Origin of the sequence: Microbacterium koreense (genome assembly GCF_042677105.1) — a bacterium.
Classification (GTDB): Bacteria; Actinomycetota; Actinomycetes; order Actinomycetales; family Microbacteriaceae; genus Microbacterium; species Microbacterium koreense.
This window is the reverse complement of the sequence record NZ_JBHTIM010000001.1, coordinates 1,433,293-1,446,758: the sequence shown is the minus strand read 5'-3', so window position 1 is coordinate 1,446,758 and position 13,466 is coordinate 1,433,293. Positions and strand designations below refer to the sequence as shown.

Here is a 13,466-nt window from a genome sequence, read left to right as displayed (position 1 = left end):
CCCCCGATCGTCGAACGCGCGGCGGTGTCAGACCAGGCGCGAAGCGAGCTCGTCGATCTTGTCGGGACGGAATCCCGACCAGTGGTCCTCGTCGGTGATGACGACGGGAGCCTGAAGGTAACCGAGCGCCTTGACCTGCTCAAGCGCGGTCGGGTCTTCGGAGAGGTCGTGGACCTCGTAAGCAATGCCCTTCGAGTCCAATGCTCGATACGTCGCCGTGCACTGCACGCACGCGGGCTTCGTGTAGACCGTGATCGCCATTTCGGATCCGTTCTCCCCTCACATTCGCTGGCTTCCGGCGGTTCCCCCCACCGGGAGTCCAATACTACATATGGGTACCGACATTCGTTAGCACCACAAGGGATAGTAGTTACATCCGTGTAGTTTTCCACCGCTCTCTACAGGTTCAACACAGGTTCTCCACCGTTTCATCCACAGGTGTCGATCGAGCGCCGAACCTGGAAAAGGCCTGGACGTCACGGCTTTCGGCGGGGTCCGCATCCGTCTCTCCACAGATCGGCATCCGACACTGACCTCGCGACACGAATGTGCCTGTGGATGACGCCTCTGGCGTGTCGCGGCGTGTCGCGTCATCCGCCCGGATCGGGGGTCACCCGCAGGAGATATCGTTGCGATCGTGGCGGGCTACCGTGATCTTCTGCGTACACCGGGTGTCGGCCGTATCATGGCGGCTCAGCTCACCGCGCGCTTTCCCGGAGGCATGATCAGCCTCGCCGTGCTCCTCCATGTCGAAGCGGTGACGGGGTCCTACGGCGCCGCCGGCCTCGTGCTCGCAGCGACCTCGATCGGGCAAGCGGTCGCGGGTCCCGTGACGAGCCGCTGGATGGGGCGATGGGGCATGCGACCCGTGCTGACCCTGACCCTGATCGTCTGCGGACTTTCGATCCTGGGCATCGCACTGCTCAGCGTTCCCCTCGGCGTCCTGATGCTCCTCGGACTCATCTGCGGACTGTCCACTCCTCCGGTGCAGTCCGCCGTGCGCACCATCTACCCGAAGATGGTCACGGCCAAGCAACTCACACCCCTGTTCTCGCTCGATGCCTCACTGCAAGAGATCATCTGGATCGTCGCACCGGTCACCGTGACGTTCGTCGCGACGCAAGTCGGCACGGTTCCCGCGCTCATCCTCATCGTCGTCATCCTGGCCGGCGGCGGCGCATGGTTCGTGCTCTCCCCCGAACTCGGACGCGTCCGCATCCCGCCGAGCCGTCGCGGCATCGGGCGCGTGCTGGCCAAGCCGCCGGTACTCCTCGCCACGATCAGCGGCTTCCTACTCATCGGCGCCTGCGCCGCCGTCGAAGCCGGAGTCGTCGCCACCTTCGACCACGGCGGACTGGAGGCCGGCCTCATCCTCGCGGTCTTCGCGCTCGGCTCGCTCGGCGGCGGGCTCTCCTTCGGGCACATCCCGATCGGCCCGTGGGCGATGGCTCGCAGGCTGATCGTCGTCACGGTCGGGCTGGGGCTGGCGATCGTCTCCCTCAACGTGTGGTGGCTGGGCGCGACGCTCTTCCTCGCCGGAATCGGTGTCGCTCCCGCTCTCGCGGTGATCTACACGATCACGTCGGCGAGCGTGAAGTTCAGCGACACCGCCGAGGCCTACGGCTGGATCGGCACCGGACAACTCATCGGCGCCGCCGCGGGCTCTGCCATCGCCGGGTTCCTCATCGACGACGTCGGTCCCACCGGCGCGTACGTCGCCGCCGCCGGGTTCGCGCTCGTCGGAGTCGTCGTCGCAGCCGTGTTCGTTCGTGGGTTCCCCGATCTCCGGGGTCGCGATGCGAGCCCGATCCCCGACACCGAGCCGATCTCGACGATCCCACCGCCGACGAGCCCCATCATCCTGCCCTGAGCGCCCAGAGCCGCGGCCACACGAACACGCGAACCCTCGCGCGAATCCCGGGCGCCACCTCGCTCTACGCTGGACGCATGCCGGCACCCGTCATCCTCCCCCGTCTGACGTGGGGCGACCCCGCTGCGGGCCGCCACGCGCTGCTCGTTCACGGCCTCGGTTCGAACGCACCCCTCATGTGGCGTTTCGCCACCGCCTTGGCCGACGACGGCTGGTACGTCGTCGCGGTCGACCTCCGCGGGCATGGCGTGGCTCCCCGCGCGCTGGACTACAGCATTCCGGCATACGCCGCCGACCTCGCCGTCACTCGGTCAGACAGCGGACGGCCGTGGGATCTCGCGCTCGGGCACTCGCTCGGCGGCGCCGCCGTCACCCACGTCGCGGCGAACGACCCCGAGTGGGCACGACGCCTCGTGCTGATCGATCCGGCGATCCACCTCGAACCGCGCGACCGCGAGATCGTCCGCAACAGCCAGGAGCGATCCTTCGCCGATCCTTCCGTGGCTGCTGTGCGGGCCGAGCACCCGGACTGGCACGAGCAGGACATCGAGCTGAAGGCCCTCTCGGTGCAGCAGGCGAGCCGCTGGGCCGTCGAACAGACGAGCCTTCAGAACCCCGAATGGGATGTGCGGGCCGAGGCTGCGCGGCTCACCGTGCCGACACACGTGATCGCGTCGGACCCGAACGTGCACTCCATCTTCACCGGTGCGCTGCGCGACGAGGTCAGCCGCAACCCCGTCGTCTCGGTGTCGGTCGTCGAGGGCGCCGGGCACTCGCCGCACCGCGATCGCCCCGACGACACGATCCGGCACCTGCGCGCCGCTCTCGTCTGACCGCGCGTCGCACCGGCCGCAGCCCCGGCAGCGCCCCGATCACCCTCCACCACCGCAAGAATGGGGGCATGACGACTTTCGACCCGGCGGCGATCCTGCCCGATGCTCTCCTCGAGCGGTTTCGCGAGCGCGCGGCGGTGCACGATCGTGAGAACACGTTCCCCGACGACGACCTCGCTGACCTGCGCGACGCCGGCTACCTCGCGATCCTCGTGCCGAAAGACCTCGGCGGCGCCGGTCTCGGGCTCGTCGAGGCGTCCGTCCTCCAGCAACGTCTTGCCGGCGCCGCACCCGCGACAGCCCTGGCCGTCAACATGCACCTGGTGTGGACGGGCGTCGCGAAGGTGCTCGCAGACCGCGGCATCGATAGCCTGCGGTTCGTCCAAGAAGGCGCCGTCGACGGCGAGGTCTTCGCGTTCGGCATCAGTGAGGCAGGCAACGACCTGGTCTTGTTCGGCAGCGACACGGATGCCGCGCCCCGCCCCGACGGGGGCTATGCCTTCACCGGCACCAAGATCTTCACGTCGTTGGCGCCGGTGTGGACCCAACTCGGCCTGCACGGCCTCGACACGAGCGGCGATGACGGGCCGCACATGGTCTACGCCTTCGTACCGCGTAGCGACCAGGTCATCACGCGAGACGACTGGGACACGCTCGGGATGCGGGGAACCCAGTCACGCACGACCGAACTCCACGGCGCGGTCGCCCCCGCCGACCGGGTGGTGCGGCGGATCGCTCCCGGCCCGAACCCCGACCCGATCGTGTTCGGCATCTTCAGCGTCTTCGAGATCCTGCTGGCCTCGGTCTATACCGGCATCGCGCGACGGGCCCTCGATGTGGCGGTCTCGACCGCGCAGGCCCGCACCTCGAAGAAGACCGGCAAAACCTACAGCCAAGACCCCGACATCCGCTGGCGCATCGCCGACATGGCGCTCGCGTACGACGCGGTTCCGCCGCAGATCGAAACGATCGCGCGGGACGTCGACACCCGCGCCGATCACGGCGCTCAGTGGTTCGCGAAGCTGTCGGGCCTCAAGCACCGCGCCGTGACGATGGCGAAGTCGGTCGTCGACGAGGCGATCCTCGTCTCGGGCGGCGGGTCGTACTTCTCCCGGTCCGAGTTGTCGCGGCTCTATCGCGACGTGCTGGCCGGGCTGTTCCACCCATCCGACCCCGAGTCCGCCCATTCGACGGTGGCGTCGGCCTGGTTGGGTCCGATCGAGTCCTGACGGTCAGCGCAGCGCCTTCCACGCGCGGCGCACCAGGCCGATGTGGGTGCGGAACGAGCGCAGCATCTCGCGCGTCGAATGGAAGTTCATGACGAGCCGGATGCCGGCCTCGGGCAGAGTGAAGGCGTGCGCGCCGCTGACCCCGAGATGACCGATCGCGTGCGGCATGCGCGCCAGGAACGGGGAGAATCCGCCGTACTGCACGCGCATCGCGCCCGATCCGTAGCGGATGCCGGGACGGAAGCGTGAGCGCCCATCGGTCATTCGCGCGAGGGTATCCGGCCGGACGAGGCGCCCGTCGGTCCATGCAACGAGGAAACGGTCGAGGTCGTCGAGAGTGGTGACGACGCCACCGCCGCCCCAATCGCAACTGAGACTCGCCGCCCGGCTGATGTCGTGGTCGCCGATCCACAGGGGCGCGATGTCGAGGTCGGCCGCGGGCGTCTGCGACGTCGAGGCGGAACCGCCGGGGAGCGTGTGGAACAGCAGGCACGACGACTCCATGCCCGCCGGGGCGAAGACGTGCTCGTGCAACTGCGCCCCGAGCGCGGCACCGCCTGCTTCTTCGATGATTCGAGCCAGCAGGACGTAGCCGGTGTCGGAGTAGTGGAAGCGCTGTCCGGCGTCTGCCATGGGCTTCTGGTGGGTGCGGGTGAAGTCGAGCAGGTCGGTCGGCGTCCACCGGGTGTCGCGGTCGCGCACGACGAGGTCGCGGAACGGCACCGATCCGTCCGCACGATCCTCGAAGTAGTCGGCCACGCCGCTGGTGTGCGCGAGAAGGTGCGCGGCGGTGACCGCATCGGGCGCACGGAACAGGCCGCGCCACTCTGCGGCGGGCAGGAGCGTTGTGACCGGCGCGCTCAGGTCGAGCACTCCGCGCTCGGCGAGCTGGTACGCCCGGATGCCGGTCATGGTCTTGCCGACGCTCGCGGAGTGGAACGACCGCGCATGATCGCCGGAGCGCAGCGAGAAGCCGGGCGCGCTCACGAGCACCTGCGCGGCCGGGTACCGCGGAGCGCGCGCCCGATCGACGCGGGCGAGCGCGCGCGTCATCGCGTGTTCGAGAGCGGCCGGGTCACGGACGACCGCCGTGGCAGGATCGACGTCAAGACTTTTCACGATATCTCCCTGAGGTATATACCTCATAGGTATATAGGATGGAGCGCGCGCATGCAACAGGTGATCCTCGGCTTGCTGCTGACCCACGGGCCGCTGACGCTCTACGCCGTCAAACAACTGTTCTCGCAGGGCATCTCACTCTTCTACAGCGCGAGCTTCGGGAGCATCCAGCGGTCCCTCCGCCAGCTGGTCGACAACGGGCTCGTCGTCGCGGCAGACAAGCCTGAGGGCGCCCGCGGCAGCAAGCCCTACGCGATCACCGACGCCGGACGCGCCGCGTTCCACGCGTGGATGGCGAGTCCGATCGATGGATCGGATGCCGAAACCATTGCTCTGTCGAAGACGTTCTTCCTCGGCGTGCTCGACGAAGGCGACCGCGGCCCGGTCCTCGAGACGATCCGCACGCGTCTGGAGCGCGACCTGGGAGAACTCGAGCAGGTCGCCGCCGCGCTCGATGCCATGACGCCGCCGGAGGGCGCCGCATCCCTCTTCGCGTTCCAACGGGCGACACTGGACTACGGCATCCGCGCTCACACGCTCGCTCGAGACTGGTTCGCCGCGCTGGGCGACGACGGCACCGTGCGAGGATGACGGAATGGCCCGCACGCCGACGCATCTGCTGAGCCCCGCCGACCAGGAACGCCGCCGCGGACTCCGGGTCATGAAGGCGGTCGCCCTGGGCGCACTGATCTTCATGGCGGTGCTGTTCACGATCGCTTTCGCCTTCCAGCAGCAGGTCCCGTGGCTGGCGTACGTGCGCGCAGCGGCAGAAGGGGGGATGGTCGGAGCCCTCGCCGACTGGTTCGCCGTCACGGCGCTCTTCCGGCATCCGCTGGGGGTGCCCATCCCCCACACGGCGATCATCCCGCGCCGCAAAGACGAGATCGGCCGCAATCTCGGTGAGTTCGTCGAGACCGAGTTCCTCCGCGGTGACGTGGTGCGCACCAAGCTGGAGGCGACGGCGATCTCGGCGCGCCTCGGTGAGTGGCTCGCCGAGCCTGAGCACGCGGAACGCGTGGCGTCCGAGGCATCCCTCATGGCTTCACGCATCCTCGAGGCGCTGAGCGACGACGACGTGCAGAGCGTCATCGAAGATCTCGCCCGCGAGCACCTCATCGCCCCCGAGTGGGGACCGCCACTCGGGGAGTGGCTCGAGCGGGTGATCGCGTCGGGTGCACATCACGGCGCCGTCGACCTCGGCGTCGACAGCATCGAGACGTGGATCGCCAACAACCACGAGGCGTTCACCGGACTCGTCTCGCGCCGGTTGCCGTCGTGGGTGCCCTCGCTCGCGCACCGCCTCGTCGACGACACCGTCTACCGCGAGGCGCTCTCGTTCGTGCGCGCAGTGCAGGCCGACCCCGAGCATCCCGCACGCCACGCGATCGACGCCTACCTCACGCGCCTCTCGGACAACCTGCGCCACGATCCCGCCACCATCGGACGCCTCGAGGACGCCAAGAGCTCGGTCTTCGACAGCCCCCGTGTGCGCGAACTCGCCGCCGAAGCCTGGAACACCGCGAAGGCGGGACTCATCACGTCACTCGACGACCCTGAGAGCCCGCTCCGCCGTCGGGCGACACGGGCGCTCAGCGAGATCGGCACGCGACTGCAGACGGACGCCGCGCTTCAGCGGCGCGTCGACACCTGGGTCACCGATGCCGCCGTCTTCCTCGTCGACCGCTACCGCAGCGACATCGCGTCGATCATCACCGACACCGTCGAGAAGTGGGACGCCGACGAGACCACCGAGAAGATCGAACTCATGGTGGGGCGCGACCTGCAGTACATCCGCCTCAACGGCACCATCATCGGTGCTCTTGCGGGCCTGGTCATCTATACCGTCGCGCACGCTGTGCTCGGCTGATTCCGAATCGTGACGCACCCCTGTCCGCCGCGGCGGACGCGGCGTAACCTGGCGGCGTGACCGACGGACAGTTGCTCTTCGCATACGGAAAGCTCCGACTCCCCGACGTGCAACTCGACACGTTCGGGCGGTTGCTCGACGGTGATGACGACGTGCTTCCCGGCTTCACGATCGACCACCGCGACCTCGAACCACCGCGCCCGTCGCATCCCGTGTTGCGTCACACCGGCGACCGTTTCGACAAGGCCGTCGGACGCGCGCTGCGCGTCACCGAAGACGAGCTGGATGCCGCCGACGAATTCGAGGTCGAGTCGTGCCGGCGGATCTCGGCGCGACTCGCCAGCGGACGACTCGCGTGGGTGTACGTCGCGGTCTAGCGTTGAGATGATGGCCCTCTCACACGATCCGCTCTGGCCGCGCGCCGGGGACTGGCCGCCCCCCGCCGCCGCGAGGGCGGATGCGGCGATCCTCGGCGTCCCGGCGCACAAGACGTCCCTGTCACCGACCGGGGCCCATGCCACTCCCGCGGCGGTGCGCGACGCTCTGCGTCGCTACAGCCCGACGCTCATCGGGCCGCCACCGATCGACCTCGGGCACCTTCGCGTCGTGGACGCGGGTGACGTGGTCGACCCCGACGGCCCGGACGGGGAGGCGCGCGTCGAGGCCGCCGTCGGAGCCCTCGACGCCGGCCGCATCATCGCTCTCGGCGGCGACAACTCGATCACCTCCGCGGTGGCGCGCGGTGCGGCCGCCCACGGTCTCGTGACCTTCGACGCCCACTACGACCTGCGAGACGGCGTATCGAACGGCTCACCCGTACGTCGTCTCGTCGAGGGCGGACTCGACCCGCGACGCGTCGTGCAGATCGGCATCGCCGACTTCGCCAATTCCGTCGCGTACGCGCAACGTGCGCTCGATCTCGGCATCACGGTCATCCCCCTCGACGAGGTCCGCCGTCGCGGCATCGACGACGTCGTCACCGAGGCGCTCGAGATCGCAGGAGCCGGTGTCGGCGGCATCCACCTCGACATCGACGTGGACGTCTGCGACCGCGCCGTCGCGCCCGGGTGCCCGGCATCGGTCCCCGGGGGCCTTGCGGCGTGGGAACTTCGCGCCCTCACCCGCGGCATCGCGCGCGACCCGCGCGTGCGCTCCGCCGACATCGTCGAGGTCGACGCGACCGCCGATACCCCCGACGGACGCACCGTGCGCCTGGCCACGCTCTGCGTGCTCGAACTGCTTGCCGGTCTCGCCCTCTCCCCCAGCGAAGGAAACCCCGAATGACGACGCTCGTCCTCGTCCGCCACGCCAAGTCCGACTGGGGCGACGTCAGCCTCGACGACCACGACCGCCCGCTCAATGAGCGGGGGATGCGGGATGCGCCGCGCATGGCGGCCGAACTCGCCGCGACGGGGCTACGGCTCGACGCGATCCTCTCCAGCACCGCGCTTCGCGCGGCGACCACCGCGGACTTCTTCGGTGCCGCGTTCGGTGTGAACGTCGAACGCGACGAGCGGCTCTACGGCGCGCCGGCGCCAACGCTGTTGCGGGCGGCGGTGGAGCGCGACGTGCCCGCCGTCATGGTCGTCGCCCACGACCCCGGCATGAGCATTCTCGCCGGGCAGCTCTCCGGCCGCGGCATCTCACACATGGCGACGTGTGCCGTGGCCACGTTCCAGTGGACGGAGGAAGACTGGAACGTCGCGAGCGCCCTCGATCCCGACGACTGGACCTGGAAGACGCCGCGCTAGAGGCGGCATCCGTCCTTCCACACCGCATCGATGAGCGGAACGCCCGGCCGGTAGGCCAGGTGCACGCGCGTCGGAGCATCGAGGAGCACCAGATCGGCGCGCGCTCCGGGCGCGATCACCCCGACGTCGTTGCGCCGCAACGCTCGCGCGCCACCGGCCGTCGCCGACCACACCGCCTCGGACGGCGTCATCCCCATCTCGCGGACCGCGAGGGCGATCATGAACGGGACCGAGCTGGTGAAGCACGACCCGGGGTTGCAGTCGCTGGCGAGCGCCACCGTCACCCCCGCGTCGATCAGCCGACGCGCATCGGGATACGGCTGGCGCGTGGAGAACTCCACGCCCGGCAGAAGCGTCGCGACGGTGTCGCTGCCGGCGAGCGCATCGACGTCGGCGTCCGAAAGGTACGTGCAGTGGTCGACGGATGCCGCATCCGCCGCGACCGCGATCGCCACGCCGTCGCCGTGCCCGAGCTGGTTGCCGTGCACCCGCGGCCGGAGGCCCCGCGCCGCCCCCGCGGCGAGGATCCGGCGGCTCTCGTCGGCGGTGAAGGCTCCGTTCTCGCAGAACACATCGATCCAGCGGCTCGAGGGAGCGCAGGCGTCGAGCATCTCGCCGCAGACGAGGTCGACGTACGCGTCGCGATCGTCGGCGTATTCCGCCGGCACGACATGGGCGCCGAGGAACGTCACTTCGTCGGTGACCTCGGCGGCGATCCGTGCCATACGGGCCTCATCGTGCACCGACAGCCCGTATCCGGTCTTGATCTCGAACGTCGTCGTGCCCTGGGCGTGGAGTTCGCGGACGAACCTCCCGACGCGGGTGCGCAGGTCGTCGTCCGTGGCGGCGCGCGTCGCCGCGACCGTGCGGCGTATGCCCCCGGCCGCATACGGGGTGCCCGACATGCGGGCCTCGAACTCGTCGGCCCGGTCGCCACCGAACACGATGTGGGTGTGCGAGTCGACGAACCCCGGGATCATCGCCCGACCACCCGCGTCGATGACCTCCACCCCCGCGCGCCCATCCTCGTGCCGCGAGAATTGCTCTTCGTCGCGAGAATCAGCCGCAGCGAGCGATTCTCGCGACAAAGACCGAGTCTCGCCCGGAGTTCTGGAGGTTGCGGGGGTTCCCGTGGTTCTGTGAGTTGCCGGACTGCCGACGGCGGAGGTCGGCGCAGCGGATGCGGCCCACTCCGCGGCGTCGGCCGCCGACCCCACCCAGGCGACCCGGTCGCCGTCGATCAGCACCGCCGCGTCGTGCAGCGTTCCGCAGCGGTCGTCGCCGGCGGCGACATTCGTGGTCAGTTCGCCGATGTTCGTGATGAGGGTGCGGGTTCCTTCGTGGTCACGCATGTGCCTCAGGGTACGCGCCGCGCGCGGGGGCTGCCCGCACCCTGCCGGGGCGGCGCGGGGTCACAGCATCGGCACCGTCAGGCCACGCTCGACCGCCACCTCGCGAGCCCGGTCGTACCCGGCGTCGACATGGCGCATGACACCCGTTCCGGGATCGTTCGTCAGGACCCGCTCGATCTTCTCGGCGGCGAGGGCCGTGCCATCGGCGACGGTCACCTGACCCGCGTGGATGCTGCGGCCGATGCCGACACCGCCCCCGTGGTGCAGAGACACCCAGGATGCTCCGGATGCGGTGTTGAGCAGCGCGTTGAGCAGCGGCCAATCGGCGATCGCATCCGATCCGTCGGCCATCGCCTCGGTCTCGCGGTACGGCGACGCGACCGAGCCCGCGTCGAGGTGATCGCGGCCGATCACGATCGGACCCGACAGCTCACCCGAGGCGACCATCTCGTTGAACTTCAATCCGGCGAGATGACGCTCCTTGTAGCCCAACCAGCAGATCCGCGCGGGGAGGCCCTCGAAGTGCACCGTGTCACCGGCCTTCTCGAGCCACCGCACGAGCCCGGCGTTGTCCGGAAAGAGCGCTTTGACGGCTTCGTCGGTCTTGCGGATGTCTTCGGGGTCACCCGACAGCGCCACCCAGCGGAACGGCCCCCGACCCTCGGCGAATTGCGGACGGATGTATGCCGGCACGAAGCCCGGGAACGCGAACGCGCGGTCATAGCCGCCGAGTTCCGCCTCGGCCCGGATCGAGTTGCCGTAGTCGAACACCTCGGCTCCGGCATCCTTAAACCCCACCATCGCGGCGACCTGCGCGGCCATGCTCTCACGCGAACGAGCGACGAAGCCCTCGGGGTCGCGCTCGGCTTCGGCCTTCCACCGGTCGAAGGCGACGCCGACGGGCAGGTACGCGAGCGGGTCGTGGGCGCTCGTCTGGTCGGTGACGATGTCGATCGGTGCTCCACGCCGCAGCAGCTCGGGGAACACCTCCGCGGCGTTCCCGACGACGCCGACCGACAACGCCTCCCCGGCGTCGCGCGCCGCGGTCACACGTGCGAGTGCCGCGTCGAGATCGGTGGTGTACTCGTCGAGATAGCCGTGGTCGACGCGGCGGGCGAGGCGCGATTCGTCGACATCGACGATCAGCACCGCGCCGCCGTTGAGGGTGACGGCGAGCGGTTGCGCGCCGCCCATGCCACCGCATCCGCCCGTCACGGTGAGCGTGCCGGCCAGCGACTCACGCCCGAGAGAGCGAGCCACGGCGGCGAAGGTCTCGTAGGTACCCTGCAGGATTCCCTGGGTTCCGATGTAGATCCACGACCCGGCCGTCATCTGCCCGTACATCGTGAGGCCCAGGGACTCGAGACGGCGGAACTCGGGCCACGTCGCCCAGTCACCGACGAGGTTGGAGTTGGCGATGAGCACCCGCGGCGCCCATTCGTGCGTGCGGAAGACACCCACCGGCTTGCCCGATTGCACGAGCAGGGTCTCGTCGGGGGCGAGCTCGTCGAGGGTACGCACGATCGCGTCGTACGCCTCCCACGAGCGGGCCGCGCGGCCGGTGCCACCGTAGACGACGAGGTCTTCGGGGTGCTCGGCGACCTCGGGATCGAGGTTGTTCATCAGCATCCGCTTGGCGGCTTCGGCACCCCAACTACGGGCGGTCTTCTCGGCGCCACGTGGCGCGCGGATCGTGCGGGTCATGCCTTCTCCTCTGCGAGTACGGGTCGGGATTGCGTGCGGGGTCGGGTTCGGGGTCGGTTGCCGGGATGCAGCATCCGTCGTTCGGAGATCTGCCGTCCTTCGGCCCGGATCACGGCGAACCCACCGAACGACGGCCGATCCCCGCAGAACGGCCGCCGGCCGCCAAGCCAGCGCCATCGACCTCACCCACGAGCACCGCGCCGGCGACGGCGGCGATCTCTCCGGACGCCACGAGCTCGGTCACCGTCTCGATGTCGGGCGAGACGAAGCCGTCGGGTCCGGGTCCCGCAACTCCCGCGGCCCGCACACGGTCGCGCACCGCGCCTGTCGCGGGGGCGGGCGCGAGCGGAGCGCGCAGGTCGAGCGCGCGGGCGCCGGTGACGATCTCGACGGCGAGTACGCGCGCCAGCCCGTCGACGGCGCGGCGGAGCTTGCGGGCGGCAGCCCATCCCATCGAGACGTGGTCTTCTTGCATCGCCGACGAGGGGATCGAGTCGACGGATGCCGGAACCGCCAGGCGCTTGAGCTCCGAGACGATCCCCGCGGCGGCGTACTGAGCGATCATCAGGCCTGAATCGACACCGACCTCGTGGGCCAGGAACGGGGGCAGCCCGTGGCTGCGCGCGGGGTCGAGCGCACGGTCGGTGCGCCGCTCGGAGATCGACGCCGCGTCGGCCACGGCGATGGCGAGGAAGTCCAGCACATACGCGACGGGCGCTCCATGGAAGTTGCCGTTGGACTCCACACGCCCGTCGAGCGTCACGACCGGATTGTCGACGGTCGAGGCCAATTCGCGCCCGGCGACGGTCTCGGCGTGGGCGACGGTGTCGCGGGCGGCGCCGTGCACCTGGGGCGTGCAGCGCAGCGAGTAGGCGTCCTGGACGCGGGTGCACAGGGCCGGGTCGCGGTGCGAGGCGACGATGCCCGAGTCGGCGAGCAGCGCCCGCAGGCGCGCGGCGGACGCGCCTTGCCCGTGCTGAGGTCGCAGATCCATGAGGTCGGCGGCGAAGACGGCGTCGGTGCCGAGTTGCGACTCGATCGACATCGCCGCGGCGACATCGGCGGTGTCCAGCAACACCCCGAGGTCGTGGAGGGCGAGCGCCAGCATCCCGAGCATTCCGTCGGTGCCGTTGATGAGCGCGAGCCCCTCCTTCTCTTGCAGCTCGAGCGGCGCGATGCCGGCCGCGGCGAGGGCATCGACCGCGGCGACGAGCGAGCCCGACGCGTCGCGGACATCCCCTTCACCCATGGCGGCGAGTGCGACGTGCGAGAGCGGCGCGAGGTCGCCGGAGCATCCGAGCGAGCCGTATTCGCGGACGAGCGGCGTGATGCCGGCGTTGAGCATCGCGGCGTAGGTCTCGACGACCACTGTCCGCACGCCGGTGCGGCCCGAGGCGAGAGTCTGCAGGCGTAGCAGCTGCAGGGCGCGTACGACCTCCCGCTCCACCTCGGCGCCGGTGCCCGCCGCATGCGATCGGATGAGGCTCGCCTGCAACTGCCGACGCCGCTCGGGCGCGATGAAGGTCGTGGCGAGAGCGCCGAATCCGGTCGAGACGCCGTAATGGGGTTCGGGGTCGTCGGCGAGCGCCTCGATCAGGGTGCGGGATGCCGCGACCCTCGCCATCGCGTCGATGTCGATCGTGACGGGGGCATCGAAGCGGGCGACGGCGACGACATCTGCGACGCTCAGGGGCGCGGCGCCGACGACGACGGATGCGGGGGCTGCGGCGGTCATGCCTCG

At 69.9% G+C, this 13,466-nt stretch carries 13 protein-coding genes; 8 read left to right on the top strand and 5 right to left on the bottom strand.

The window, feature by feature from the left end:
- Positions 1-27: 27 nt before the first annotated feature.
- Positions 28-261 carry a glutaredoxin-like protein NrdH gene (gene nrdH / locus ACFQZV_RS06640; protein WP_378752096.1) on the bottom strand — a complete coding sequence of 78 codons (234 nt, stop codon included), beginning with the start codon at positions 259-261 and terminating at the stop codon, positions 28-30.
- A gap of 376 nt (positions 262-637) precedes the next feature.
- On the opposite strand from nrdH, the gene ACFQZV_RS06635 reads away from it, so the two are divergent.
- The 3 genes from ACFQZV_RS06635 (at position 638) to ACFQZV_RS06625 (ending at position 3,932) form a co-directional block, all read left to right on the top strand.
- Entirely contained in the window at positions 638-1,870 is a 1,233-nt protein-coding gene (locus ACFQZV_RS06635; RefSeq protein WP_378752098.1) for an MFS transporter, read from the top strand.
- 77 nt (positions 1,871-1,947) lie between these two features.
- Positions 1,948-2,703 (top strand): alpha/beta fold hydrolase, encoded by a 756-nt coding sequence (locus ACFQZV_RS06630; RefSeq protein WP_378752100.1) that lies wholly within the window; start codon positions 1,948-1,950, stop codon positions 2,701-2,703.
- A gap of 68 nt (positions 2,704-2,771) precedes the next feature.
- Complete coding sequence (locus ACFQZV_RS06625) at positions 2,772-3,932, top strand: acyl-CoA dehydrogenase family protein (protein ID WP_378752102.1); 1,161 nt, start codon at positions 2,772-2,774, stop codon at positions 3,930-3,932.
- A 3-nt stretch (positions 3,933-3,935) separates the two neighbouring features.
- On the opposite strand, the gene ACFQZV_RS06620 is transcribed toward ACFQZV_RS06625, so the two are convergent.
- Positions 3,936-5,051, bottom strand: coding sequence for a serine hydrolase domain-containing protein (locus ACFQZV_RS06620; RefSeq protein WP_378752104.1), 1,116 nt, complete (start codon positions 5,049-5,051; stop codon positions 3,936-3,938).
- Positions 5,052-5,102: 51 nt separating this feature from the next.
- Here ACFQZV_RS06620 and ACFQZV_RS06615 point away from each other — a divergent pair, with 51 nt between their 5' ends.
- Genes ACFQZV_RS06615 through ACFQZV_RS06595 form a run of 5 tightly spaced genes read left to right on the top strand, consistent with a single transcriptional unit; the run spans position 5,103 to position 8,669 of the window.
- The gene (locus tag ACFQZV_RS06615) at positions 5,103-5,642 is read left to right on the top strand and encodes a helix-turn-helix transcriptional regulator (RefSeq protein WP_378752106.1); all 540 of its coding nucleotides are present in this window, start codon (positions 5,103-5,105) and stop codon (positions 5,640-5,642) included.
- A gap of 4 nt (positions 5,643-5,646) precedes the next feature.
- On the top strand, positions 5,647-6,918 hold the full coding sequence (locus ACFQZV_RS06610) for a DUF445 domain-containing protein (protein WP_378752108.1): 1,272 nt from the start codon (positions 5,647-5,649) through the stop codon (positions 6,916-6,918).
- Between the two features lie 56 nt (positions 6,919-6,974).
- Entirely contained in the window at positions 6,975-7,295 is a 321-nt protein-coding gene (locus ACFQZV_RS06605) for a gamma-glutamylcyclotransferase family protein (RefSeq protein ID WP_378752110.1), read from the top strand.
- A gap of 10 nt (positions 7,296-7,305) precedes the next feature.
- Positions 7,306-8,202 (top strand): agmatinase family protein, encoded by an 897-nt coding sequence (locus tag ACFQZV_RS06600; protein ID WP_378752112.1) that lies wholly within the window; start codon positions 7,306-7,308, stop codon positions 8,200-8,202.
- Positions 8,199-8,669: a SixA phosphatase family protein gene (locus ACFQZV_RS06595; RefSeq protein ID WP_378752114.1), complete on the top strand. Its 471-nt coding sequence runs from the start codon at positions 8,199-8,201 to the stop codon at positions 8,667-8,669. The genes ACFQZV_RS06600 and ACFQZV_RS06595 overlap by 4 nt, the downstream gene beginning before the upstream one ends.
- Here the strand turns inward: ACFQZV_RS06595 and hutI are convergent.
- The 3 genes from hutI to hutH form a co-directional block, all read right to left on the bottom strand.
- Positions 8,666-10,021, bottom strand: coding sequence for an imidazolonepropionase (gene hutI / locus ACFQZV_RS06590; protein WP_378752116.1), 1,356 nt, complete (start codon positions 10,019-10,021; stop codon positions 8,666-8,668). The two genes, ACFQZV_RS06595 and hutI, sit on opposite strands and share 4 nt — an antisense overlap.
- Before the next feature lie 60 nt (positions 10,022-10,081).
- Positions 10,082-11,725, bottom strand: coding sequence for a urocanate hydratase (locus ACFQZV_RS06585; protein ID WP_378752118.1), 1,644 nt, complete (start codon positions 11,723-11,725; stop codon positions 10,082-10,084).
- Positions 11,726-11,834: 109 nt separating this feature from the next.
- Entirely contained in the window at positions 11,835-13,460 is a 1,626-nt protein-coding gene (gene hutH, locus ACFQZV_RS06580; protein WP_378752120.1) for a histidine ammonia-lyase, read from the bottom strand.
- Positions 13,461-13,466 lie beyond the last annotated feature (6 nt).